General features: G+C 58.2%; 16 protein-coding genes. 5 read left to right on the plus strand and 11 right to left on the minus strand.

Going from position 1 to position 25,238, the window contains the following annotated elements; translation table 11 throughout:
* Positions 1–26 precede the first annotated feature (26 nt).
* The 4 genes from xdhA to guaD all read left to right on the plus strand — a co-directional run bounded on the left by xdhA (position 27) and on the right by guaD (position 6,143).
* Entirely contained in the window at positions 27–1,520 is a 1,494-nt protein-coding gene (xdhA, locus tag AR456_RS10870) for a xanthine dehydrogenase small subunit (RefSeq protein WP_021817366.1), read from the plus strand.
* The gene (xdhB, locus tag AR456_RS10875) at positions 1,504–3,897 is read left to right on the plus strand and encodes a xanthine dehydrogenase molybdopterin binding subunit (RefSeq protein WP_021817365.1); all 2,394 of its coding nucleotides are present in this window, start codon (positions 1,504–1,506) and stop codon (positions 3,895–3,897) included. The genes xdhA and xdhB overlap by 17 nt, the downstream gene beginning before the upstream one ends.
* Positions 3,894–4,751, plus strand: coding sequence for a xanthine dehydrogenase accessory protein XdhC (xdhC, locus tag AR456_RS10880; protein WP_021817364.1), 858 nt, complete (start codon positions 3,894–3,896; stop codon positions 4,749–4,751). The genes xdhB and xdhC overlap by 4 nt, the downstream gene beginning before the upstream one ends.
* A gap of 96 nt (positions 4,752–4,847) precedes the next feature.
* Positions 4,848–6,143, plus strand: a complete 1,296-nt coding sequence (gene guaD, locus AR456_RS10885) for a guanine deaminase (protein WP_021817363.1) — start codon at positions 4,848–4,850, stop codon at positions 6,141–6,143.
* A gap of 110 nt (positions 6,144–6,253) precedes the next feature.
* Here guaD and AR456_RS10890 read toward each other — a convergent pair whose 3' ends face one another.
* From AR456_RS10890 to AR456_RS10905, 4 genes are all read right to left on the minus strand, one after another.
* Positions 6,254–10,492 carry a DUF4190 domain-containing protein gene (locus AR456_RS10890; protein WP_155829128.1) on the minus strand — a complete coding sequence of 1,413 codons (4,239 nt, stop codon included), beginning with the start codon at positions 10,490–10,492 and terminating at the stop codon, positions 6,254–6,256.
* A gap of 473 nt (positions 10,493–10,965) precedes the next feature.
* Positions 10,966–11,154: a hypothetical protein gene (locus AR456_RS10895; RefSeq protein WP_021817361.1), complete on the minus strand. Its 189-nt coding sequence runs from the start codon at positions 11,152–11,154 to the stop codon at positions 10,966–10,968.
* 479 nt (positions 11,155–11,633) lie between these two features.
* Positions 11,634–14,009: an FdhF/YdeP family oxidoreductase gene (locus tag AR456_RS10900; RefSeq protein ID WP_031206979.1), complete on the minus strand. Its 2,376-nt coding sequence runs from the start codon at positions 14,007–14,009 to the stop codon at positions 11,634–11,636.
* A gap of 91 nt (positions 14,010–14,100) precedes the next feature.
* Complete coding sequence (locus AR456_RS10905; RefSeq protein WP_021817359.1) at positions 14,101–14,877, minus strand: formate dehydrogenase accessory sulfurtransferase FdhD; 777 nt, start codon at positions 14,875–14,877, stop codon at positions 14,101–14,103.
* Between the two features lie 239 nt (positions 14,878–15,116).
* Here AR456_RS10905 and trhO point away from each other — a divergent pair, with 239 nt between their 5' ends.
* Positions 15,117–16,142: an oxygen-dependent tRNA uridine(34) hydroxylase TrhO gene (gene trhO / locus AR456_RS10910; protein ID WP_051995683.1), complete on the plus strand. Its 1,026-nt coding sequence runs from the start codon at positions 15,117–15,119 to the stop codon at positions 16,140–16,142.
* Between the two features lie 136 nt (positions 16,143–16,278).
* On the opposite strand, the gene AR456_RS10915 is transcribed toward trhO, so the two are convergent.
* The 7 genes from AR456_RS10915 to AR456_RS10945 all read right to left on the minus strand — a co-directional run bounded on the left by AR456_RS10915 (position 16,279) and on the right by AR456_RS10945 (position 25,226).
* Positions 16,279–17,142: a LysR family transcriptional regulator gene (locus AR456_RS10915; protein WP_021817357.1), complete on the minus strand. Its 864-nt coding sequence runs from the start codon at positions 17,140–17,142 to the stop codon at positions 16,279–16,281.
* 1 nt (position 17,143) lies between these two features.
* The gene (locus tag AR456_RS10920; RefSeq protein ID WP_021817356.1) at positions 17,144–18,139 is read right to left on the minus strand and encodes an adenosine deaminase; all 996 of its coding nucleotides are present in this window, start codon (positions 18,137–18,139) and stop codon (positions 17,144–17,146) included.
* A gap of 23 nt (positions 18,140–18,162) precedes the next feature.
* On the minus strand, positions 18,163–19,914 hold the full coding sequence (cydC, locus tag AR456_RS10925; RefSeq protein ID WP_021817355.1) for a thiol reductant ABC exporter subunit CydC: 1,752 nt from the start codon (positions 19,912–19,914) through the stop codon (positions 18,163–18,165).
* On the minus strand, positions 19,890–21,536 hold the full coding sequence (gene cydD / locus AR456_RS10930) for a thiol reductant ABC exporter subunit CydD (RefSeq protein WP_236995499.1): 1,647 nt from the start codon (positions 21,534–21,536) through the stop codon (positions 19,890–19,892). Before cydD ends, cydC begins: the two co-directional genes overlap by 25 nt.
* Before the next feature lie 37 nt (positions 21,537–21,573).
* Entirely contained in the window at positions 21,574–22,572 is a 999-nt protein-coding gene (gene cydB, locus AR456_RS10935) for a cytochrome d ubiquinol oxidase subunit II (protein WP_021817353.1), read from the minus strand.
* Positions 22,573–22,576: 4 nt separating this feature from the next.
* Positions 22,577–23,983, minus strand: coding sequence for a cytochrome ubiquinol oxidase subunit I (locus AR456_RS10940; protein WP_021817352.1), 1,407 nt, complete (start codon positions 23,981–23,983; stop codon positions 22,577–22,579).
* Positions 23,984–24,224: 241 nt separating this feature from the next.
* Positions 24,225–25,226 carry a calcium/sodium antiporter gene (locus tag AR456_RS10945; protein ID WP_021817351.1) on the minus strand — a complete coding sequence of 334 codons (1,002 nt, stop codon included), beginning with the start codon at positions 25,224–25,226 and terminating at the stop codon, positions 24,225–24,227.
* Positions 25,227–25,238: the final 12 nt, after the last annotated feature.

The raw sequence follows: 25,238 nt of genomic DNA on the forward strand, positions 1-25,238 counted from the left end.
AGCAACAAACACAACAGGACCCTGACATGATCGAATTCCACCTCAATGGGCGGCCGCAGCAGGTTGCCGCAGATGCCCACCTCAGTGTGCTGGAATTACTGCGTGAGCAACTGCTGCTGACCGGTACCAAGGAGGGCTGCGCCTCGGGTGATTGTGGGGCCTGCACAGTGGCCGTTGGTGAGGTCGGGGGCGATGGTCAGCTGCGCTACCACAGTGCCAATGCCTGCATCATGCCCGCACATCAGTTGCAGGGACGTCATCTGGTGACGGTGGAGGGTCTCGCCGATGGAGATCAACTGCATCCCAGCCAGGCCGCGATGGTCGAATGTCACGGTAGCCAGTGTGGCTTCTGCACGCCCGGCATCGTGATGTCGTTGTTCACATTGCATGAACAGCAGCGCCAGCAGCCTGCCCCTTTGTCAGCGGAACGCCTGGAAGCCGCACTGGGTGGCAATCTGTGCCGCTGCACCGGCTACCGCCCGATTCGCGACGCCGCCCTGGCCATGAATGACATGCCCGGCCATCAGCCGCACTGGCTGGATGCAGGCTCTCAAGAGCTCGCCGAGTGCCTGGCGACCGACGTCGGCGGCACCAGCACTTCGGATCAGGAAACCTTCCACCAGCCGCGTACGCTCGATCAGTTGGTGGACTTGCGCAGCCGCTACCCGGATGCACGCCTGGTTGCCGGCGGTACTGACCTGTGGCTGGAAGTCACCCAACAGTTGGCCGACTTCTCACGCGTCATCGATACCACCCGCGTCGACGAACTGCGCCACATCCAACCCGGTGATGACGGCCAGGGGCGCGAGGGCTGGTGGATAGGCGCCGCGGTGACCTATGCCCAGCTCGAACCACTGCTGGAGCGCGAATATCCGACCTTCGCTCACCTGCTCCATCGCCTGGGATCGGCCCAGGTCCGTAATCGCGGTACCCTGGGCGGCAATGTCGCCAATGCCTCGCCGATCGGCGATACGCCACCGGTACTGTTGGCACTGGATGCTCGCCTGCGCCTGGTAGGCCCATCCGGCAGCCGGGATATCGACGCGGGCGACTTCTTTCATGCCTACAAGCAGACTGAACTGGCCGCTGACGAGTGCCTGCAGGCGATCTTCATTCCGTCTCCGACCCCGGAGCGCCAACTCAAGGTGTGGAAACTCTCCAAGCGTCGCGAAGACGATATCTCCGCCGTGCTGGGTGCCTTCAGTTGGAGAGTCGACAACGGTCTGTTGCGTGACGTTCACCTCGCCTTCGGTGGCATGGCCGGTATTCCCGCCCGCGCGGCTGGCGCAGAAGCCGCACTGGAAGGTCAATTGCCCAACGCAGGGGCCTTCTCCGCTGCGCGCGCGGCGCTTGCCGATGACTTCTCGCCGATGAGCGATGTGCGTGGCTCCGCCGAGTACCGGCAGCACTCTGCAGCAGCGCTGCTCGAGCGCCTGCGACTGCTGATTGCCAACGAGTCCATAGATACAGCGAAATCCACCACATCAGAGGAGGTGATGCTCCATGCGTACGCTCACTGAACTGCCACTGCAAACCACCTCCGAGCAGACCCGGCAACCGCAGCCCTCCGAGGCTCAAACCAGTGCCTTTTCCGGTACCCCAGCCCGCCACGAGAGTGCCATCAAACATGTCACCGGTCGCGCGGCATATATTGATGACCTCGCGCTGCCAGCCGATGCATTGCATCTGGCGCTTGGGTTGTCGCCCGTTGCTCATGGTCGGATCACCCGGCTCGACCTTGCCGCAGTGCGCGCGGCACCTGGCGTGGTGGACGTGATTACCGTCGCCGATGTTCCCGGCCATACCGACATCGGTCCGGTATTTCCCGGAGACCCGATCATGGCCGATGGCGAAGTGCTCTATGCAGGCCAGGTCATCTTCGCGGTTGCCGCAGACAGCTACCGAGCCGCGCGCCAGGCCATCAAACAGGCGGTGATCGAGATCGATGAGGCTCCGGCCAGCCTTGATCCCGTCGCCGCTGCGGAAGCCAAAGACCTGGTTCGCCCCTCCCACCAGCAACTCAGCGGCGACTGGCAGCAGGCGCTAACTGACGCGGTACATATCATTGAAGGCGAGCAATTCGTCGGCGGCCAGGAGCACTTCTACCTCGAGGGCCAGGCCTGTGTGGTTCATCCCACCGAGGATGAAGGGGTGATGGTGCATACGTCCAACCAGCATCCCAGCGAAACGCAGAAGCTGGTGGCTGAGGTACTGGGAATTCCCTTGCACGCGGTCACTGTTGAAACGCGGCGTATGGGTGGTGGCTTCGGAGGCAAGGAAACCCAGGCCTCGCCCTGGGCGTGCCTGGCGGCGATTGTGGCGCGTCGTACCCAGCGCAGTTGCCGAATTCGCCTGCCACGCAGCGAGGACATGCGTGTTACCGGCAAGCGCCATCCCTTCCATAATCGATACCAGTTGGGGGTCGATGCGAAGGGCGTGATTCAAGGTGGCGATATCACCGTTATCGGCGACTGCGGCTACTCGCCTGATCTGTCCGACGCCATCGTCGATCGCGCCATGTTCCACGCCGACAATACCTACTCACTGGGCGCCGCTCGCGTCACGGGCCATCGGGCGCGCACCAATACCGCGTCCAACACCGCCTTCCGCGGCTTCGGCGGCCCCCAGGGCATGATGGTGATCGAAGCCGCCGTCGAGGATATTGCACGCCAGGTCGGAGAAGACCCGCTGACCATCCGCAAGCGCAACTTCTATCGTCAGAATCGCAATGTCACCCACTATGCCCAGACAGTGGACCAGATCGCGCTGCTCCATGAGTTGGTCGAGAACCTCGAGACTTCCAGCGAGTACTGGCAACGGCGCGAACGGATCCGCCAGTTCAACGCCAACAACCGGACCATTCGCAAGGGCCTGGCACTGACACCGGTGAAATTCGGTATCTCCTTCACCGCTCAGCATCTCAATCAGGCCGGAGCCCTGCTTCACGTCTACACCGACGGCAGCGTGATGATCAATCACGGCGGCACCGAGATGGGTCAGGGTCTGCATACCAAGATCTGTCAGGTGGTAGGCCGTGAGTTGGGTCTGGATCTGGAACAGGTACGCATCACTGCGACGCGCACCGACAAGGTGCCCAACACCTCACCAACCGCCGCTTCCAGTGGTGCCGACCTCAATGGGCAGGCTGCGCGTGACGCAGCACTCAAGCTCAAGCAGCGCCTGTTCGATTTTGCCGCCGAGCACTACCATCTCGACCGCGAAGCGATGCGTATGGAAACGGGTACCTTGATCGCAGGCTTCGGCGAGAGCGAAACCCGCATCGCCTGGGGCGAGTTGATCCAGACCGCCTATCTATCGCGTATCTCGCTGTCGGAAAAAGGCTTCTACGCTACACCACTGATCCACTATGACCGCGCCACCGGCAGCGGCCGCCCCTTCTATTACTTCGCCTTCGGTGCCGCAGTAGCCGAGGTTTCCGTGGATACCCTGAGCGGCGAGTACCAGGTCGACCGTGTCGATATCCTGCATGATGTTGGCGACTCGCTGAATCCGGCCATCGATATCGGCCAGGTCGAAGGCGGCTTCATCCAGGGCATGGGGTGGCTGACCAGTGAAGAGCTGAAATGGAACGACAACGGGCAACTGATCTCCCATGGGCCGGCGACCTACAAGATCCCGACCTATGGCGACCTTCCGGCTACCTTCAACGTCAAGCTGATGGAAGGCCACCCCAACTCCATGGCCAGCATCTACCGCTCCAAGGCAGTGGGTGAACCGCCGTTCATGCTCGGCATGTCGGTATGGTGCGCACTGCGAGACGCGCTAGCCAGTCTGAGCGACTACCGCCAGGCAGTACGTCTCGATACCCCGGCGACCCCGGAACGAGTGATGGCAGCGGCTGCAGCAGCCCGTGAGGCGGCGGGAAGCGGATCATGAATCGTCAACACAAGCCCGAGTGCTGGTACGAAGCACTGGCGCGTTTGCAACGTGAGGGCCTGCCGCATGTGGTGGCCACTCAGGTAACCAGTCAGGGCTCGACCCCTCGAGAGCCGGGCGCGCACATGATCATTACGCCCGATCATGTCTACGATACCCTGGGCGGTGGCACCTTCGAATGGCAGGTGATTGCCGCGGCCCGGGAAAATCTCGCAGGCGGCAAGGCCGGTATGCAACTCGAGGCATTCTCGCTGGGTGGCCGCAGCGGCCAGTGCTGTGGAGGTTTCGTCAACGTCATTCTCGAAACCTGGCCCGGCAGTGCGGTACATCTGGCGCTGTTCGGCGCTGGGCATGTCGGACGGGAGATCGCACAACTGGTGGCCCCTCTCGACTGGCAACTCGATTGGTACGACAGCCGTAATGATGGTTTCCACAACTTGCCCGAACCGACGCCGCGCCAACACCGCCGCCAGATGCCGGATATTGAAGCCGCAGTGGCCGAGCTGGCGGAACATAGCCATGTACTGGTGCTCACCCACGATCATGCCGAAGACTTCGCGCTGGTGAATGCCGCGCTCAAGCGCGGTGACTGCGCCTCCATTGGCCTGATCGGGTCACGCAGCAAGTGGGCCAGTTTCCGTCGCCGCCTCGAGGCGGAGGGGCACAGTGTCGAAGCCATTGACGAAGTGCGCTGCCCGATCGGTGATTCGGGCGGCAACAAGGCGCCCTACGCCGTTGCCCTATCTGCGGTGGCCGAACTGCAACCGCTCTGCACGCGCCACAACAGCAATCACGCAAAACGTGGCGAGAGCCGTGGCATCGATAGCGCCGCTCTCAGATCTCTTTTCCATTGAGTCCCAACGATGAGCAACTCCTCAGACATGGCGTCACAGAACGCCCAACCAACATCGCCAGATCCTCGCATTCAGGAGACAGCTCACAGCTGGGTAATGCGTGCTCGTATTCTCAGCTTTGATGCTGATCCCGGTGATGGCGACACCCCGAATGAGGGCAGCGTCGTCTACCATGAGGACGGCGCCCTATGGTGGGAAGCCGGACGAATTCGCGCGCTCGGCAACTGGGAGGAACTGTCCGCGCAACTCCCTACTGACGTGAGTGTGATCGACCAGCGTGACAAGCTGGTCATGCCCGGCTTCATCGATAGTCATGTCCATTATGTACAGCTCGACATCATGGCTTCCTACGGACGCCAACTGCTTGACTGGCTTAACGAGTACACCTTTCCCGAGGAGTGCCGATTCGCCCAGCGTGAGCACGCCGAGCATATGGCCGACGCCTTTCTCGATGAATTGATGCGCGTCGGCACCACCACCGCCCAGGTATTCTGCTCCAGCCATCCAAACTCGGTAGATGCCTTCTTCAGCGCGGCCCGCCGACGCGACCTGTGCATGCTGGCCGGCAAGGTACTGATGGACCGCCATGCACCAGAGGAATTGACCGACGACACCCGGGGCGGTATCCGCGATAGCGAACGCTTGATCAGCGATTGGCATGGTACGGGGCGACTCGGCTACAGCGTCACGCCGCGCTTTGCTCCGACTTCCACTCGAGAACAGTTGGACGCCGCCGGAGGTCTGCTGCGTAATGACCCCAGCCTGTGGCTGCAGACGCACCTCTCGGAAAACCTCGGAGAGTTGGATTGGGTTGCTGAGCTGTTTCCCGATAGCCGTGACTACCTTGAGGTCTACGAAAAGTCCAACCTTGTCGGGCCGCGCAGCACCTTCGCTCACGGTATCCATCTCGACAACGGCATGCGTGGGCGTCTCGCCGAACGCGGTGCCAATATCGCCTTCTGCCCCAGTTCCAACCTGTTCCTGGGCAGCGGGCTCTTCGACCGCAGCGCTGCACGTGACAACAACCTGAACCTGACCCTTGCCAGTGATATTGGCGCCGGTACCGACCTTTCCGGACTGGCCACGCTCAAGGCCGGATATCAGGTTGGTCAATTACGCGGACAACCACTGACCGCCTGGGCAGGATTCCACGCACTGACGCGAGGCAATGCCGTATCGCTGTCGCTGGATGACCGGATCGGGCGTCTCGCGCCTGGTATGGATGCAGACTTCGTGGTCCTCGACCTCTACGCCTCACCATTGCTGGCCAGGCGCATGGCACGTTGCACCAGTCTCGCCGAGGAGCTGTTCACGCTGATGATGCTGGGTGACGACCGTGCCGTGCACGAAACCTGGGCCGGAGGACGACTGCAGCACCGCAGACAGACTTAGAAGAGAGCGATCAAGGAACCAAGCTGTCGATTTCCAGGAGCGGCCTCATGCGAGACCGCTCGGTCATGGAAAGCGGTTGATCTCGCTCACCGCGAATAGAGCTGGAAATCCTACAGGGACTTTTCAACGCCGATGGTCTTCAACCAATCCTCGATGTCACGGGTACTGATCTTGCTGTCCTCTCCGTCATCCTTCTGAAAGGTATCCAGCATCGCGAAGAAGTCGTCGTTATCCAGCATGAACTCCGCCGATGCGTGTTCATCCTCGCTACGATCATCATCCCCACCGTGATTTCTCAGATCTTTCCTGCTGACAATGTCATCGCTACCGTTCCAGTCATCCCAATTATCCAGCATGGGGTCGATGACATCCCTGTTCTCTTCATAGAATGCGCGACCAAACCCATCGGCAGCCATATTCTGCCGATAATCATTGAATCCGCCTTCACCAACGGACTCCAGCCAGCTATCCAGGTCGTTGGTGCTGACTTTATCGTCTCCACCACCTTTCTTCTTCGCTGTATCCAACGTTTCAAAGAACTTCCATTCATCTATCAGGAATTGCGCGGCATCCCGTTCCGCTCTGGACCTGTCATTATCTTCCTCACTAATGCCTTTCAGGTCTTTCATGCTGACAATGGAGTCGCTACCATTCCAGTCATCCCAATACTCAACGATGGTATCGATATGTTCTCTATTCTCTTCGATAAATTCTTCATCAAAAGAAGAAATTTCTTCCTCCGACTCTACATATGAACGAATATCATCGAGGTCATTATATTTATCAGTCCTTCCAAAGACCTCATTCATCATATCTGCACGTTCCTGGCTGAACTCTCCTTGCGGGTGTGCCACGTCGTATAACCCTTCAAGATACTCGACGATCTTGTCGCGAGTACCACGCGTAGCACTGTCTCCCTGGGAAGGGTTGATGACCTGCTTGACACCATCCTTGACAAAAATCACACGACCATCAGACAGTAGCTCAATTGACTCAACATCCACGCGATCTACATCTTCCTTGAACTCTCCAAAGCTTCCGGGTTTCCCTCCATCACCAAAAACTGGAAGTCCGGATGGGTCGACATCCAGATCCAATTCCTCACGCAGATCTTCAATATCGTTGTAATCATCAGATTCGTTATGCAGGTCGGTTATCTTTTCTACCAACCGCTCATCCAGCTCCCCATCCGAATGGGTCAAGATATGTAAATCCTTGAGATAGTCAAAGATATCCTCTGCATCGCTTTCACTTAGCTCGCCATGATCATCCTTGTCAATCTGCCAGCGTTTGCCATCCTTTTCAAAAGTAATGACACTGCTATCGCCGGAGTCCAGTTCGATGGAACCTACGTCAACACGGTCAACATCTCTCTTGAAATCATGGAAGGTCCCAGGCTTATCATCATCTACGCCAAAGAGCGGTGGCTCCGAGTCATCCAAGGCACGTTTCAGGGCATCTATATCATTATATTTATCGGATTCATTGTGAAGGTCCGTTATCTCAGAAATCAGATCATGATCCTTCTTCCCACCGGGATGGGTAATTTCATGCAGCTCGGTCAAGTACTCAATGATCTTCTGACGAGTTGAATCACTTGCCTTATCACCGATAAAGGGATCAATAACCTGCCTCACTCCATCCTTGGTAAAGAAGACTCGTCCGTTGTCGGCAAGCTCGATGGAGCCAACATCGACTCGATCAACATCTTTCTTGAACTCTCCGAAACTCCCGGGACTACCGCCGTCTCCAAAGCGTTGCCGTCCGGATGGATCTTCGCCACTTTCTCCAATGCCAGAATCATGATCGTCATCCCAATTGGAGAACCAGTCATCCGAGATATTGTCATGTCCATCGACGTATTCAGTAAAGTCCTGGTATTGCTCTGGCCTCGACTCCCAAACAGGCTTGTCCTCCGGATAAAGATCGTAATAACCATCCGTGCCGTAATCGGAATCATATTCGTAGCGAGAATGAATGGTGTAGTTAAGCTTGTCGCCCCAATCATCCTCCGTGATACCAAGCTCGCTCCAGTTCTCGAAAGTGTTAAGTACTTCTTCTGCTTTCTGATCCGACTTTTGCTTGGCGACAACCCCCATCACAATGGCGGCAATTCCGCCCAGCGCAACCCCCGCAATACCCAAAGCCCCGGAGGCAATGCCCAGCCCGGTAGCCAGAGAACCGCCGGCGATCATGCTGGCCAGGTTGGTGCCTGCGGCTCCCGCGATACTGATTCCGGACAGCAGCTGCAGCGAGGCTGCGGCAAATTCGCTATCAAGGGCATCGGGATTGCCAATCAACTTGTCGATCGACATGGCGCCGAGTGCCAGATCCAGCACGCCCCCGGCCACGTCAGCAAGACCGCCTACCGTATTGAGTACACTTCCCACAATTCGGAGTTTACCGGAGGTATCCATGCTATCGGGATCAATACCCATACCTTCGATGCGTTGATCCACTGTGGCTAGAATAGTTCTTCGACTATCTTCGCTCACATTGTCCAGTACATCCCAGTTGATAGTGAAATCTGAACTGGCTTGTGAAATGCGCTCACTCGGATCTGACATGGCATCTTCGAAGCTGCCTTGAGAAGCCGTAACAAAGCTCGTGCTGTCCTCAGTAGCCGTGAAGAACGAGAGGGAGTCATCTGATTGAGAACTCTGGCTGATAATTGATCTCTGTTCCTCCATCGATCCCAGTTCATGACCTTCCGCGTCAAGGGTCCGCACTGGATCATCCGAGTTTGAATATCGGTCTAGATAAGACTCCGTCAGTTGCTCATTCGAGTCCCTATCCAAACCTAACGACGTCAGCATCCCTGGCTTATCGAATAGCTTCTTCAAAGCTTTAGCGCCGGCGGTGCCTGCCTCCAGCATCGCTGGTGATGTCGCGAGGGTGATCAACAACAGGCGAGCCGCTGCCATCCGCTCTTCAACGGTGTCTCCCTGGTTCTTGGTCAAGGTATAGATAGCCGCGGCTGCGGTCAGAGTGCCGGCAATCGCAGGAAGAGTGCCATTGGCCATACTGGCCTGCAGTAGCGCGGCTGCGCCGTTACGTACCTTGACGCTGTTGGGGGCTCCCTCATGATTACCCCTCAATATTTCAGAGATGCGCGAGCGCACATCGCGGATATCAAAGCTGCCGTTGGCCTTGAAGGAATCGGAGATGGCATTGGTAGCAACCTTGACTGCGGCCTTGTAGCTATCCAGGCCCTTCTTCACATCATCCGGCAGGTTGCCGCTGCCATCCTTCAGATAGTTCTGTACCGCCCTGTCCGAGAAGGAGAGGCCAAAAATCGTGGACCAGGTTCCTTGCAATGCGGTTTGCACCTGGTCATTGATGGCGAGTTCCAAAGATTCATCCGAATAATCGCCACTCTCGATGATGCTCGAGATCTCATCGATCAAGCCCTGATCCAGGAAATTGCTTCTGATCTCACTGGCTTTTTCATTATCCAGGTAGTCCAGTGACTTCAGGTCATTGGAGAAACGAACCTTGGCCGCATCACTGTCCATCCCTTCAAGCATCTCCATGTACTCGGGGCTACTCATGGAGTCGTAAATGCTGTTGACCAGACCTTTCTTGTCTTTTATCTTGCTGACGGCGTCTCGCATGAAACCATCGATGCCATCCACAACCTGTTCATTCTCGGACAACTCAGCCAACTTATCGTTGATTTCCTTTTCCTTGAGCAGCCCATAGGTGCTGGCCTGATCCATGATGGTCGAGCTATCTAGATAACTGGTTGTATCACCATCCCAGAAAAACGCATCTTTTTCCGTTTGGTAGGGAAGGTAATCAAATCCACCAACCAATGCTGTTTTGGCTTGTAGAAGTTCATAATACTGGCGTCGAGGATCATCCAGATCCAGATCAGCCCATTCATCCTTCATCTTGTCATGAAACAGCTCGCCGACGGTTTTTTCATCGTTGGTGGTTTCAGCATTCATGAAGTCCGTGGCTTCAGAATCGGCAACATCGATCTTGACGTTGTTATCCACATGACTGATTTCAGTGCCGGTTATCTTGCTCCCCAGCACCGAATATTTGAATGGCGCCACATAGGAAGAGACTGCATACGTTTTTCCATTATAGTCGAAGGTAATTGTTGTCGAATCATGCCTTTCCGGATCCAGCTGCGATACTGGTGGAAGTACATCATCTTCTGAAAGAACTTCCCAGTCGTTCTCCTTGGCCTGGCTCTTGAAATCCTTTACCGCCTGTTCAACATCGGTTGCTCCTTCCCCTTCGTCTACTTCTTCGCTCCCCCTTTGACTATTACTCCTGACGCTTGCAGACCATTCCGTGGTGGACGATGAACGGAAACCAGTTGGCTGTACTGACATCATTATTCTCCTTGTTCCGGCAAGCCCGTCAGGAGCTGATTCCTCTCCAACATCGCTGATGATTGCGGCGCTTCAATAATCAGCGAGAAACTGAAAGTCCAGAGCTGGACTCAGGGAGGGGGAACAAGTCCCGAGTAACAGATGAGGTGACCTGGCGCGCTGCTTTCTGTTTCCGCATCACAGCCATGACTTGTCGACATTGCGCTTGGTCATCAAAAAACATTGCACTTGGTCATCAAAAGACGTTAGCGCCGGGCGTAATGCCACTGAAGATGCTGAGCCGATGGATCGATAGCAATGAATATGTATCGAGACAAGTACAGCCATCAGGTCGTGGTCAACAGGTCACACCTGCGTGTCGGTCACATCGCTGGACGGGCTACCGCATATCCTCGGACGGGAATGACAACCCGGCGCCTCATGACCAGCACGAGTGGAAACACCATGCGGTAACCCTTGCCCCTTTGCTCAACGCATCAATTATTCGGGCGTGATGACCGAGCGGTATCGACTTCGGTGTTGCCCTCGGTCTTGGCCTTGCTCACTTCCATGGACTTCTGAGCGGCCTCTTCGAAAACCTGCTTCAATTGACCGACATCGATTCCGCCGCCACCTGAACCGCTGACTCCTTCGACGTTTTCCTTTCGATGTTTCAAGATAAACATTGGACACTCCTTGTGTTCTGGATAGCTGTAGACACCGCTGCCTCAACAAGAGGCTACCAGGGCTTATCCGGGCGAGATGGGCAGTTGCCACGCCTCCCTCCGAAAAGCCAGCCACTTCCACTCGACACCTCACTCAATCGATAAGTCTGTCATTCATATCGACAATTCACTTGTGATCAAATGAATCAATTTTTCGAACAAATGAATCAGTGATGAGTATATTGTTCATTTCGTTATCAACGAAAAAACTTGGCAGAATGTGGCTATCAATGAATATAGCCCAGACTCCCGGCAACGCAATGTTCAAGATGTTGTAATAATAGAAAAAATGTAATCAGTTGTTAATCGACTGATTCATATATGGCTTTTCATGATGTTCCCGAGCATCCAGTTTGGCTGGCAAGACGGGGCGGCCACAAACGGCGAAAAGAACGACTTCCTCCACGCTCTCCTCGCCGTGCGAAGATCGAAGTTGGCTGTCAGACAATCCGATTACTGCGCTCGAGCCTGATCGGAATTGCCTTGCTGGCTGGAGTCCCGGTATCCGCACCATGACTTTCCAGTGCAACGAGCACGTTGGTCTCAGGATAGTAGGCACCGACACAACCACTGGGGATGTCGTATTTTACCAACCGGAAGCTCGGAGCCCGGCGTTCGCTACCATCGTTGCGGGGCTCCCCAACCAGGTCGACCCAGTCACCATCGGCTAACCCGAGGCGTTGCAGATCAATCTGATTGATGAACAACACGCGCCGCTGCCCGGACACTCCCCGATAACGGTCGTTATATCCGTATACCGTGGTGTTGTACTGATCGTGGCTACGCATGGTCTGCAACGTCAACCAACCATCGCGTTGCGCCATCTGCTGGTGCAATATCGCTTCCGGTAACGGGTCGGCAGCAAAGCAGGCCTTACCGCTCTCGGTCGGAAACCTCAGTTCTCGTACCGGATTGCTCAGGTGGAAGCCTCTCGGCTTTGCCAAACGCAGGTTGAAATCGTCGAAGCCGGGGATAACCGCGGCAATCTCGTCACGGATACGGTCGTAGTTGGCGACCAGCGCCATCCAATCGATATTGGCATTTTCCCCACGTTGAGGCAGGACTCGCAACAAAGTCGCCTCGGCAATGGATGCCACGATCCAAGGCTCCGAGCGCAATAGTGGGCTGGCGGGCTCCTTGAAGCCGACGCTGGCGTGAACCATCGACATCGAGTCTTCGACGCTGACCGCCTGACGCTCCACTTCGTCACTGGCATCGACTTCACTACGCCCCAGACACGGCAGAATAAAGGCCTCCGTCTCGGCGCCAACCACCAGATGACTGCGGTTGAGCTTGGTGCTGATCTGCACATTGAGCCGTAGCTTGCGCATTGCTGCCTCGGTCCGTTCAGTGTCCGGCGTAGCACGACTGAAGTTGCCGCCAAGGCCAATAAAGGTCTGTGCCTTGCCCTGCTCCAGAGCTGCCAGACTCTCCACCGTGTTGTAACCAAGTTCGCGAGGCAGCTTGACGCCATACCGCTCCTCGAGGGCATCGATCAACCAGCCTGGCGCCTTCTCATCGATGCCCATGGTGCGATCACCCTGAACATTGGAGTGGCCACGCACCGGGCAGGCTCCCGCACCCGGGCGCCCGAAGTGGCCCCCCAACAGCAGCAGATTGATGATTTCACGCACACTACCCACGGCATGCAGGTGCTGGGTGATACCCATTGCCCAGGTGCAGATCACATTGCGCGACGCCGCGTAGATGGTGGCAGCCTCTTCCAGTTGCACACGACTCAGACCCGACTGCGATTCGATAGCCATCCACTCGGTGGAGCGAACCACAGTTTCCCATTCCTCGATGCCTTGAGTGTGGGCAGTAATGAAAGCCTCTGCTCGCTGAAAGTCACCCCGTTCTTCCATGGCAAACAGGGCCTTGGCTATGCCACGTACCGCCGCCATATCACCGCCCATGCGCGGCTGATAGTAACGCGAACTGATCGGCTGGCTGGACAGCGTGGCCATTTCCAGCGGTACCTGAGGATCGGCAAATCGCTCCAATCCGCGCTCTCGCAACGGATTGAAACTGACAATGCGTGCGCCACGGCGAGACGCCCGACGTAGATCGCCCAGCATACGCGGGTGATTGGTCCCGGGATTCTGACCAAAGACAAGGATCGCGTCAGCGTGCTCGAAATCTTCCAGCAACACCGTGCCCTTACCGACACCCAAACTGGCCTCCATACCAATACCGCTGGCTTCGTGACACATGTTCGAGCAGTCGGGAAAGTTGTTGGTACCGAACAGACGGACAAACAGCTGATAAAGATAGGCAGCTTCGTTGCTGGCACGTCCAGAGGTATAGAACAGCGCCTGATCGGGAGATTCCAGCTCAGCCAGGCGCTCGGCGATAGCCGCGATGGCCTCCCGCCAGGTCACCGCAATATAGCGATCGGTTTGCGGATCGTAGCGCAACGGCTCGCTCAGGCGCCCCTGGTCCTCGAGCATGAAGTCGTCCCAGCCGAGCAACTCTGCCACCGTATGCCGAGTAAAGAATTCAGCAGTCAGGCGTTTGCCGGTCACCTCCCAGGCGACGGCCTTGGCGCCATTCTCACAAAACTCGAAGGACGAGCGATGTTCCGAGTCTCCCCAGGCGCAACCGGGGCAATCGAATCCCTCGGCCTGGTTGGTCCGCAACAGCGAACGCACGCTCTTCCAGGGCGCCCGAGATCGTTTGACATGCCGGCTTACACTGCGCAACGCCCCCCAGCCTCCCGCCGGGCCAGCGTAGGCTGAAACACGCGGGTGGCGAGTCAATGACTCATCCTGCAATGGGGTGGAATTCGATTCAGTATCCAGCGTTTCTATGCTCATTGGTGATGCGGTTCTCGGCACTGTCGCTTGTATTGATGCACTGACGTGCAGGAAGGAAACCGGTCATATCCGGCGCAGGGGTCATGTAATCTCAGTCGGCTTGCCCGCTGAGCAATTCCAGCTGGTGCCCTCGGTTGGCACAGATCAGATTAAGGTCGCAAGCGCGCGCCACTTCCAGCGCGAGCCGCGATGGCACCGCCAGCGTTACCAGGGTGGCAATACCGGCATGCACGGTCTTCTGCACGAGCTCAACACTGCAGCGACTGGATATCACCAGCGCGCGAGGCCATTCATCGCTATCCAATGCATGGCCAATCACTCTATCCAGCGCATTATGACGACCGATATCGTGGCCACAGGACAACATTTCCCCCTGTTCCGATACGCCAAGAGCGACATGCAGGCCCGGGCGACGCAATGATGCCAGACGTTCGACCGCCTTCACGATCGAGGAAGAGGGGACCGCAGGCTGCGGACCAAGCCTGTGCAGTCCAGCAAACAGCTGTGCCTCATCGCTGGCACCACAGGCGCCACAACTCGAGACGCTGGCAGCAACACGGCGATGCTGCTGCGCCTGGCGCGCGAGCGACTCGCTGACGTCCAGGCGTACCGCCAACCCATGGCGCAGGCGTGATAGCTGGATGGCACTGACCTGGTCGCGTCGCTGGATCCAGCCTTCGCTGAAGGCGTGCCCCAGCGCCAACGGTTCGAGGGCGTCGGGTGTTGCCAATATCGTACCCATGGCCATGTCGTTGAGTGCCAGACTCACCGGCAACTCGACCGGTCCCTGGAGTTCACGCAAGGCCAGACCAGTGCGGTCTACATAGCCAGTGGTCCACCCATCTTGACACGGGGGCGACTCAACCATATTCAGCAGACTCCTCATCGTTGTCTCATCAGTCTGGCACGCCACGCTGCCTTCCAGCCAATTGATGACAGTGACGCGATGATAGACAGTATCTATCAATGCATTTGAATCCCGCAGCCCGGGAGAGGAAAAATCCTGCGGAATTCGATAATATGCGCACGGTCGCCGCCTTCGGCGACGGCATCCTGAACCCACCTGCTCCGGATTTACGCTCCGGCTCGCAAGAGGACCCTGTTTCGATGACTGCATCATCTCCGTTCCAGTCCGCATCCCCCGAGATCGTGGTATGCGCGATGTACAAGTTTGTCAGCCTCGACGATTACGAGGCACTGCGTGAGCCACTACTTTCCGCCATGATCAGGCACGAGGTGCGTGGCACGCTGCTGCTGGCGAGTGAAGGTATCAATGGCACCGTTGCCGGTCGCCGCGAGTCGATCGATGCGTTGCTCGATTGGCTGCGCGCCGACCCACGCCTCGCGGACCTCGACGTCAAGGAATCCCTGACCGAGAAGCCCCCCTTCCTGCGCACCAAGGTCAAGCTCAAGCGCGAGATCGTGACCATGGGTGTGGAAGGCATCGACCCGCGCCATACCGTAGGCACCTACGTCGAAGCCGAGCAATGGAACGAGCTGATCACCGATCCCGATGTGCTGCTGATCGATACCCGCAATGACTACGAGGTTGAAGTCGGCACCTTCGAAGGCGCCATCAATCCCAACACAGCCGCCTTCCGTGACTTCCCGGAATATGTGCAGCGCGAACTCGACCCGAGCCGTCACAAGAAAGTTGCCATGTTCTGCACCGGAGGCATTCGCTGCGAAAAGTCGACGGCCTATCTCAAGGAACAGGGCTTCGATGAGGTCTATCACCTCAAGGGGGGCATTCTGAAGTATCTGGAATCCGTACCGAAGGACCAGACTCGCTGGCAAGGCGAGTGTTTCGTCTTCGATGACCGCGTCACGGTCAATCATGACCTCGACCGCGGCAGCTACGACCAGTGCCACGCCTGCCGCATGCCGATTACCGAAGACGACAAGCACAGCGGCATGTACCAGCAGGGTGTGTGTTGCCCGCACTGCCATGACCGGCTGAGTGACGAGCAGAAGACACGCTTCGCCGAGCGGGAACGGCAGATGCAACTGGCTCGCGAGCGTGGTGAGGTTCACCTCGGCGCCGATGCAGTCGAGCGTATGGAGCAGCGTCGTCAGGCCAAGCGCCAACAACGCGAAGCCGCACGGCGGGCAAACAAGACACAGCAGCCGTAGGCACCGGGCTTCGAGCCGTTAGCGACAAGCTGTTCAGCGCCACCTCGTGAGCCACAGATAAAAGTTCAGTATCCGCGGTTACTTACGGCTTGAAGCTGACAGCCTATAGCTCAAACGGCTCGTTGCCAGGTTCTGCTTACCCCTGCTTCAGCGCCGCGAGAACGGCGTCGAGTCGTCTACTGTGGCGCTGTTCAACTCGCCACAGTAACCCTACTCGCTGTCCTTCGTCGTCCAACTGACACGCCACCAGCCCCTGCCCCAACGATACATCCAGCCATCCTCTACTGAGCACTCCTATGCCGCAACCGGCATCAAGCATGGTGCGCAGCGCGGCGATGGAACTGGCTTCCTGAACCTGGCTCAGCCGCACACCATGTTGCTCAAGACGCTGATTGAGCCTGCGCCGCTGCTGCATTTCCGGTGTCAGCAGTACCAGTGGAAACTGGCCCAACTGCTGCCAGGCGAGGCGCTCGGGTAATTGGAAGTAGCGTGGATTGGCAACCGCTACCGGTACTTCGCGATACAGTGGGCGACAAGCAAAGTCGGCCATGGCTGGAGCATCGGGAAACCCGACCACCAGATCAAGCTGACCGTCTTCCAACCCCTGAGCCAACGCAGAGGTTGCCAGTTCACGAATCCGCAACGACAACTGGGGAAACGCCTCACGCAACCGTATCAGCAACGGCACCAACTCGGGCAGTGCCGACGGCACCACGCCGAGGCTGAAGCGCCCAATCAACGGGCTATCCGAGGTCAGTTCACCGCGCAATGCGTCAAGCTCGGCCAGTACGCGACGCGCATGCACCAACACCCGCTCACCCTCCGCCGTAAAGCCCTCGAAGCGGCGACCCCGCACGATCAGCGCTGTGCCCAACTCACCTTCAAGTTGCTTGAGGCGTGCCGATAGCGTCGGTTGGGTGACATTGCAGGCCCTGGCCGCCCTTCCGAAATGCCGTTCATCGGCCAGCGCGGCGAGGAAGCCAAGCTGTCGGTGGTCCACGTCAGGCCTCAGCCAACCGGGCACGCAGCAGGTCACGGCGCTGCTCGTCCATGAAAGCCGCCTCGATGGCATTGCTGGCCAACCAACTCAACGTTTCATCCGACCAATCGAATGCCCGCTGGCAAGCGGCGAAATTCTCACGCATTCCGCCGCCAAAATAGGCCGGATCGTCGGAATTGAGCGTGATATTGAGCCCGGCATCGATCAAGCGTGGCAGGGAATGCTGTTCGAGATGCTCGACGACCTTGAGCCGCACATTGGACAGCGGACAGACCGTCAGCACGATACTCTCATCAGCGAGCCGCTCGAGCAGTTCGACATCCTCTATGGCTCTGACGCCATGATCGATGCGACACACATCCAGTTCATCCAAAGCTTCACGAATATAGGTGGGTGGCCCCTCTTCCCCGGCATGAGCCACACGAGCCAGGCCCAGCTCAGCTGCGCGATGAAACACCTCTCGGAACTTGCTCGGCGGATTACCCTGTTCGGCACTATCCAGTCCTACTGCACTGAAGTGCTCCAACCAGGGGCCGGCCTGCTCCAGCACCTGCAAGGCATCCTCGGCAGGCTGGTCACGCAGGAAGGCGAGAATCATCGCCGTGGAAAGGTCCAACTCATCACGGGCCTCACGGCAGGCAGCCAACAGCCCCTCCATGATGGTGGCGAAGGATACGCCACGCGCCAGATGGGCCTGGGGATCGATATGCATCTCAACATGCACCACACCCTCGGCAGCCGCACGCCGAAAGTAGTCGATGGCGAGATCATGAAAATCACGAGCGGTGAGCAATACACTCATGCCCTGAAAGTACAGATCGAGAAAGGACTGCAGATCGGTGAAGTCGTAGGCGGCTCGCGCCGCCTCGATATCCGAATAAGGCAGTTTCACTCCATTGCGCTCGGCCAGCGCAAACATCAGTTCCGGCTCCAGAGTCCCCTCGATATGTAGATGCAGTTCAACCTTGGGAAGACGGGTTAGAAAATCATCGGCCATGCTGCCACTCCAGTGAGTCTTTGTTACATGGTGACCGATTCCATGCCCTTGCGCCATGCCGCAGATGCCGGTTGTCCGAGTTCGAGAGCCAACCCAATCCCCTGCATACCGGGGCGCGGCTGAACCGGATCATGCTCATGAACCAGGTAGATGACGCTGCGCTCGGCCAGCCAACCCTCAATTCCTCGACTGACCTGATCAGCCGTGCTGGCATCCAGTCCGGCAAACGGCTCATCGAGAATCACCAGCCCGGGGTTGGTCAGCCATAGTCGCGCCAACGCCACCCGCCGCGCCTGACCACCCGATAGCTGACGCCCACCTTCACCGAGCCGGGTGCCCAGGCCGTCCTCCAGCGCCTCGACCCAATCCGCCAACGCGACCGCTTCCAACGCGTGCCAGAGCCGACCGGAGCTGGCATCAGGAGCAGCGACCCGCAGATTGTCGGCAATGCTGGCATCGAACAGGTCCACCTGCTGTGTCAAACAGCCCACCGAATGAGCCTGGCACTCAGGTGAGAGCTCCCCGATATCTCGCCCCGCGAGCTGGATATGCCCCTGCTGTAATGCCATCTGTCCGGTTATCAGCGACAGCAGTGTCGATTTACCGGCACCGGATGCGCCGCATACTGCCAGACGCTGCCCAGCGGCCAGATTGAAAGTGACATCATGCAACGCCTCAAACATGGCGCCCGGATAACGATGGCCAACCGCCGACAACCGCAGCGCAATTGGCCCCGGAGGTAGCTCGTCTGCGTCGCCAGTGTTCGAGCGCTGGACATCGATGTGATTGAGCCGCTCGGCCGCCGCCAGGGTCGCGCCAAACTGAGTAAAAGCCGCCGGTAACGGTGTTAACCCTTCGCTCAATGCCATGGCCGCCAGCGGCAACATGACCATCACCGGTGCAGAAACGCCACCGACCTGAAAGGCGGCAATGGCAACAGCGAGCACACTCAACCAGCAGATCCCGATGGCGGCAGCCGCCAGCGCATTGCCAACGGTAGAGATGATGCTCAAACGCCACTGATCACGCAGTAGTTGCTGCTCGATCCGTTCCAGTTGCTGACGACGACGCGCCAGAGCGTTATAGGCTTCCAACTCAGCGAGTCCACGTAGCGTTTCCATCATTGCTGAACGCAACTCCTCGAGGGTCTGGACCCGATGCCGACTGGCCGTCAAGCCAAGACGCGCCTGCCCCAATGTCAGCCAGCACCACACCAGCCCCAGACCGAGCGCCAGCCACAGGGCCGCGTCAGGGATCCACACCGCCACCAATCCGACCAGTGCCGTCGACAACAGTAGTGCCACCACAGGAGGTGCCAACAATCGCAAGTACAAGGCATCGAGGGTATCAATATCGGCGGTAAGACGATTGAGCCAATCACTGGCACGTCGCCCGCCGAGCCGCTCGCCGTCCATGCTGACCAGCGCAGCAAACATGCGCCCACGCAAGTCCGCCAACAGCCTCAGGATGGTGTCATGGTTGTAGAGGCGCTCAACGTAGCGTGACACCGTGCGACTGACGGCAAACAGGCGAATCCCTCCACCTGGCGTGTAGACATCCAACGCTGCAGTACCGCCTAGTGCCAACACCGCGCCGGTCAATGCCGAGGCGGTGATGAACCAACCCGAGACGGCCAACAGCCCCAACGCAGAGAGAGCCGTCAGCAGCATCAATAACATGCCCAGCAACAGACGCCGACGACGCTGGGCATGCAACCTGACCCACGGAGCCAACTGGACACGGATATCGCTCAGGGACACTCGTTTGTCGTGCATGACACCTCCCTGCCCGCTTCCAACACCAGTTGCCGATTACCCATTGCCATCAATGCCGGGTGATGCGTGGCGATGACCAGGCTACGTCCTTCACTGGCCAGCCGTCGAAAGCCAGCAATCAACACCTGCTCAGTGGCGCTGTCGAGGCTGGCGGTAGGCTCATCCAGCAGCACCAGCGGCGCGTCACTGAGGAAGATCCTCGCCAGGGCAAGGCGTTGGGCCTGCCCCCCGGACAACCCGCGACCACCTTCACCAATCGAGGTCGCCAGGCCTTCGGGGAGGGCCTTGACCAGACTACCGAGACCCGCTCGCTCGAGTGCTTCCATCATCTGAGCTGCGTCAGCATCGGGAGCGGTCAGGGTCAGGTTGTCGGCGAGACTGCCATGAATCAGCAGCGGACGCTGATCCATCCATGCAAAGTGCATGTCCTCTGCGACCAGACGCTGCCCATCACCGGCACCGACAAAGCCCGCCAGCATCTGCAATAGGCTCGACTTCCCGGCACCCGAGGGTCCGCTGATCGCCAATACATCGCCTCGGAATATGTCCAGATCGAGAGGGCCCAGCACTCGACCTCGCCCGGCATGCTCCAGGGTCGCGCCCTGCAATGACACCAACAGAGGGGAATCTTCTGCCAACGGCTGAACCGCATGGCGCTGAGCGTCCGGTTGTTCACTCAACAACGCCCAAAGCCCTTCGGCAGCGGCCAGCGCCGAGGCACGGTCGTGATAGAACTGAGAAAGCGTTCGCAATGGCTGAAAGAACTCCGGCGCCAGCAGCAGAATAAGTAGACCGCTGAACAATGTGAGATCTTGAGCAGGACCAAAGGGAATGTCTCCGAGCAGGCCGAAGCCGATATAGATCGCCACCACGGCGATCGCCACCGAGGAGAAGAATTCCAGCACCGCAGAAGAAAGAAACGCCAGACGCAGAGTTCGCAGACTACGACGACGATAGTCATCGGCAGCAGCGACCACTTCCAGCGTGGCGCGCGGGCCGGCACCGAACAACCGCAGCGTGGTAATCCCGCGGACCCGGTCAACGAAATGCGCAGAGAGACGTGCCACCGCCACAAACTGCTCACGGTTGAGTGCTTCTGCTCCCATGCCCACCAGCGCCATGAACAACGGAATCAGTGGCGCAGTGAGCGCCAGCAGTATCGCTGCCAGCCAGTCCTGCCACGCAACCAGTACCAATATCACCAGCGGCACCAGCATCACCAGTCGCATCTGCACCCAGAAGCGTGCGACAAAGCCGTCCAGCGCTTCGACCTGCTCGACCCATTGGTGCGCCAGGGAGGCAGTATGATGCTGGGTCAAGCGTACCGGACCCAGCGTGGCAAGGTGATCAAGCACCTCGCCACGCACACGCTGACGCAGGCGCTGGCTGGCACGCTGAGCCATCAGCTCCTGGCCGATACTCAGCAAGGCTCGCACTGCCAACAGCGTCACTATTCCCGCGCCCCAGGGCCAGACGACAGCGACGCCGCCACCCTCTCGAATAACGGCGTCGATCAAATTCGCCAGCAACACCAACTGCCCAACGGTAGCAAGTCCTGCGAGACCACCGCACAACACCGCAAGACTCAGCCAGCGACGCTGTTCAACAGTACGCCGAGACAACCAGCGGCGCGCTGGCGAGCCGCCGCTGGTTGTTCTGTCAGTGATAGCCGTCTCCGCGCACCTTGCCGCGGAACACCCAGTAGGACCAGGCCGTATAACCCAGCACCACCGGAATGACGAACAGCACTCCAAGCATCAGAAACAACTGCGACTCAGGAGCAGATGCCGCATCCTGGAGGGTGATGTCCGGCGGTACCAGATACGGCCATTTGCTGGCGATCAGGCCAAGATAGGTGAATATGAACATACCCAGCGTAGCGACGAAGGGTTGGCCTTCACTGCGATTCGCCACCGAGCGCCAGATCTGCCAGGCACACAGCAGTGCCAATGCCGGCAGAACCCAGAAGACCGTCAAGTGGCCGAACCAGCGCTCACGAACATACTCATCCACGAATGGCGTCCAGAGACTGATCACGCCAAACCCGATCAGTACAGCGATCAACAACTTCGGAGTGATGGAGTAAGCCCACTGCTGGACGCTGCCCTCACTCTTGAGGATCGTCCAGGTTGCGCCGAGTAAGGCATAGCCGGCGATCATGGTCAGGCCGGCGAACACCGTGAACGGCGATAGCCAGTCAAAAGGCCCGCCAACGTAAACATTGTTCTCGACCTGAAAGCCCTGAATATAGGCCCCTACCACCACACCCTGACAGAATGTGGCCAGCATCGACCCGAGGTAGAAGGCGCGGTTCCACCAATGACGGTTGCGGCGCGCCTTGAAGCGAAACTCGAAGGCAATGCCCCGAAATATCAAGCCCGCCAACATCAGAAACACGCCCAGGTACAACGCCGGAAGAATGATGGTATAGACCAGCGGAAAGGCCGCCAGCAGGCCGGCGCCACCGAGGATCAGCCAGGTTTCATTGCCGTCCCAGACTGGCGCAACAGAGTTCATCATCACATCACGCGCTTCTTCATCAGGCGCAAAGGGAAACAGGATTCCCACCCCCAGATCGAAGCCATCCATGATGACGTACATGATGACGCCAAAACCAATGATCAGCGCCCATATCATCGTGAGGTTGATCAATTCCATTGTCTCAACTCCTGAAGGTACGGCCGGCATCGGCCTCGAGGCTGGTGTGTGCAGCAGAGAGCGGACGCGTCGGGCGCTCAACCTCGTCATGGGGAGCTTCAGCCAACATGCCCTCTCGCACCACGCGGGTCAGATAGTAGCTGCCGGTCAGGAACACCACGGCATAGACCGCGATATAACCGATCAACGTTGCCAACACCATCCAACCGGACAACGACGGCGTCACGGCTTCGGCCTGAGTCATCATGCCGTAGACCAGCCACGGAGAACGCCCTGTTTCGGTAACGAACCAGCCGCCCAGTACTGCGATAAAGGGTGTTATCGACATCAGGCGCAACAACTGCAGGAAACAACGGTTCTGGTAGAGCCGACCGCCGCGCCGTAACCACAGTCCCGCGAAAGCGACGAAAATCATCAGTACGCCCATGGCAACCATGGCACGGAAGGACCAGAACACCAGCCACACCGGTGGCTGTTCTTCAGGCGGAACCTCCTTGAGACCCGGCACCACGCCATCGACATCGTGAGTCAGAATCAAGCTTGCGAGGCTCGGAATGCCTATCTCGAAACGGTTTTCCTGAGCGTCCTTGTCAGGCCAGGCAAACAGCAATAGCGGAACGTTACTGCTGGTTTCCCAGTTGGCCTCCATCGCCGCCACCTTGGTGGGCTGGTGCTCCAGCGTATTCAAGCCGTGGGCATCGCCGACAAATGCCTGTACGGGTGCCAGTACCAGCAACAACCACATGCACATCGACAGTGCCTTGCGGTTGGCTTCGACATCACGACCGATCAACAGATACCAGGCGCTGACGCCTGCCACCACAAAGCCACCGGTCAGGAACGAGGCCAGCGCCATGTGGGCAAAGCGATACGGGAAGGAGGCCGTGAACATCGCCTCTACCCAGCTGGTGACATGGAAGCGCCCATCCAGCAGCTCGACACCAGCAGGTGTCTGCATCCAGCTATTGGTCGCCAGAATCCAGAAGGCTGAGATGAAGGTACCTACGGCCACCATGATCGCCGCGAACAGGTGCACCCCCTCGGGAACCTTGCCACGCCCGAACAACAACACGCCCAGGAAGCCCGCCTCGAGGAAGAAGGCAGTAATGACCTCATAACTGAGCATGGGGCCCAGGAAATTGGACGTTGCCTGACTGAAGTTGCTCCAGTTGGTACCGAACTGGAAAGCCATGACGATGCCCGAGACCACGCCCATGCCGAACACCACGGCAAATACCTTGATCCAGAAGGCGGCCAGGCGCTCCCAGGCGGGATTACCGGTCTTGTAGAACAGGCCATGGAGCAAGGCGACGTAGGATGCCAGACCGATGGTGAACACCGGGAAGATGGCATGGAAGGATACGACAAAGCCGAACTGTATACGTGACAGGAGCACGGGATCCAGTTCCATGATGAGACTCCTCACTGCTGAAAAGAACAAACGGAGAGGCCCGACAACACCCTGTCAGGCTTGTCCCCGCAGCACTTTGTGTCCGAACCGCACAGCTCGCTCTCCCCGCCCTGCCTGGCGGAAGATCACGCCACACTACTTTGCTATGCCGATTCAGTTCACATTCAACATGATAGAAGCCTCGAGCGAAGCTGTCGCATGGCCGGATTGTCGCAGGACATTCTGCCACAGGCCTCGATGATTAGACTGGACCAGCGCCCTGAGTAATCACCAGTGACACCATATAGGCGGTATAACCGATGAACATCGCCAGCAGTGCTGCGCCTTCCAGGCGGTTGATGCGTCCCTCGCGCCCCTTCCAGCCCATGGCAAACACCGCCATCAGAATTGTCATTGCGGCCATCAAGCTCCAGTCACGCAACAGCACTTCTTGATCTACATCAATAGGTGAGATGAGTGCTGCGATACCAACGACGCCAAGGGTGTTGAAAAGGTTGGAGCCAACCACGTTGCCGAGCACAAGATCATGCTCATTACGGCGTAACGCACTCAACGCTGATGCCAACTCGGGCAGTGACGTTCCTACGGCTACCACGGTCAGGCCGATTATCAGATCCGAGACTCCCAACGCCTGAGCAATATCCACTGCGCCCCACACCAGCACTCGCGAACTGACCACCAGTAATACCAAACCAACCAGTGTCCACAGGATGCCTTGTTTCAGCGTCATATCCCGAGACTCGACCTCGGCCATGGCATCACCCGCCAGGGCATCCTCTTCTGCGGGCTGTGGTGTGCGCATACTACTGATGACACTGAATGCCATGAAAGCAGCCAACCCCACCAGCAACAGCGTCCCTTCCCATCGCCCGAAGACACCGCCGAGCATCATCACCGCCGACGCCAGGGTGGCAACACCGAGTACCGGCAATTCCCGACGAACCACAGAGGAGTGCACCGCCAACGGCGAAATCAACGCAACAAGGCCGAGAATCAAGCCGATGTTGGCAATGTTCGAACCATAGGCGTTACCCAGCGCCAGCCCGGGATTTCCCTGACTCGCAGCGAGCGCCGATACCGTCAATTCTGGAGCCGAAGTACCAAAGCCAATCACCAGCATGCCAATCAACAACGGGGATAACCCCAATTTTGCCGATGTGGCAGCAGCGCCCCCTACGAAGCGCTCAGCACTCCAGACCAACAGGATCAGACCACCGATAACTGCCAACACAGGAAGCAACATACCAACTCCTCC

This window comes from Halomonas huangheensis (assembly GCF_001431725.1).
Classification (GTDB): Bacteria; Pseudomonadota; Gammaproteobacteria; order Pseudomonadales; family Halomonadaceae; genus Halomonas; species Halomonas huangheensis.

Coding starts and splice junctions, on each gene's coding strand:
- AR456_RS10945 (WP_021817351.1), bottom strand. CDS start 25,226: ATGTTGCTTCCTGTGTTGGCAGTTATCGGTGGTCTGATCCTGTTGGTC.
- AR456_RS10940 (WP_021817352.1), bottom strand. CDS start 23,983: ATGGAACTGGATCCCGTGCTCCTGTCACGTATACAGTTCGGCTTTGTC.
- cydB (WP_021817353.1), bottom strand. CDS start 22,572: ATGGAATTGATCAACCTCACGATGATATGGGCGCTGATCATTGGTTTT.
- AR456_RS10905 (WP_021817359.1), bottom strand. CDS start 14,877: ATGGTTGAGTCGCCCCCGTGTCAAGATGGGTGGACCACTGGCTATGTA.
- guaD (WP_021817363.1), top strand. CDS start 4,848: ATGCGTGCTCGTATTCTCAGCTTTGATGCTGATCCCGGTGATGGCGAC.
- xdhB (WP_021817365.1), top strand. CDS start 1,504: ATGCGTACGCTCACTGAACTGCCACTGCAAACCACCTCCGAGCAGACC.
- xdhC (WP_021817364.1), top strand. CDS start 3,894: ATGAATCGTCAACACAAGCCCGAGTGCTGGTACGAAGCACTGGCGCGT.
- AR456_RS10890 (WP_155829128.1), bottom strand. CDS start 10,492: ATGATGTCAGTACAGCCAACTGGTTTCCGTTCATCGTCCACCACGGAA.
- xdhA (WP_021817366.1), top strand. CDS start 27: ATGATCGAATTCCACCTCAATGGGCGGCCGCAGCAGGTTGCCGCAGAT.
- trhO (WP_051995683.1), top strand. CDS start 15,117: ATGACTGCATCATCTCCGTTCCAGTCCGCATCCCCCGAGATCGTGGTA.
- AR456_RS10920 (WP_021817356.1), bottom strand. CDS start 18,139: ATGGCCGATGATTTTCTAACCCGTCTTCCCAAGGTTGAACTGCATCTA.
- AR456_RS10900 (WP_031206979.1), bottom strand. CDS start 14,009: ATGAGCATAGAAACGCTGGATACTGAATCGAATTCCACCCCATTGCAG.
- AR456_RS10895 (WP_021817361.1), bottom strand. CDS start 11,154: ATGTTTATCTTGAAACATCGAAAGGAAAACGTCGAAGGAGTCAGCGGT.
- cydC (WP_021817355.1), bottom strand. CDS start 19,914: ATGCACGACAAACGAGTGTCCCTGAGCGATATCCGTGTCCAGTTGGCT.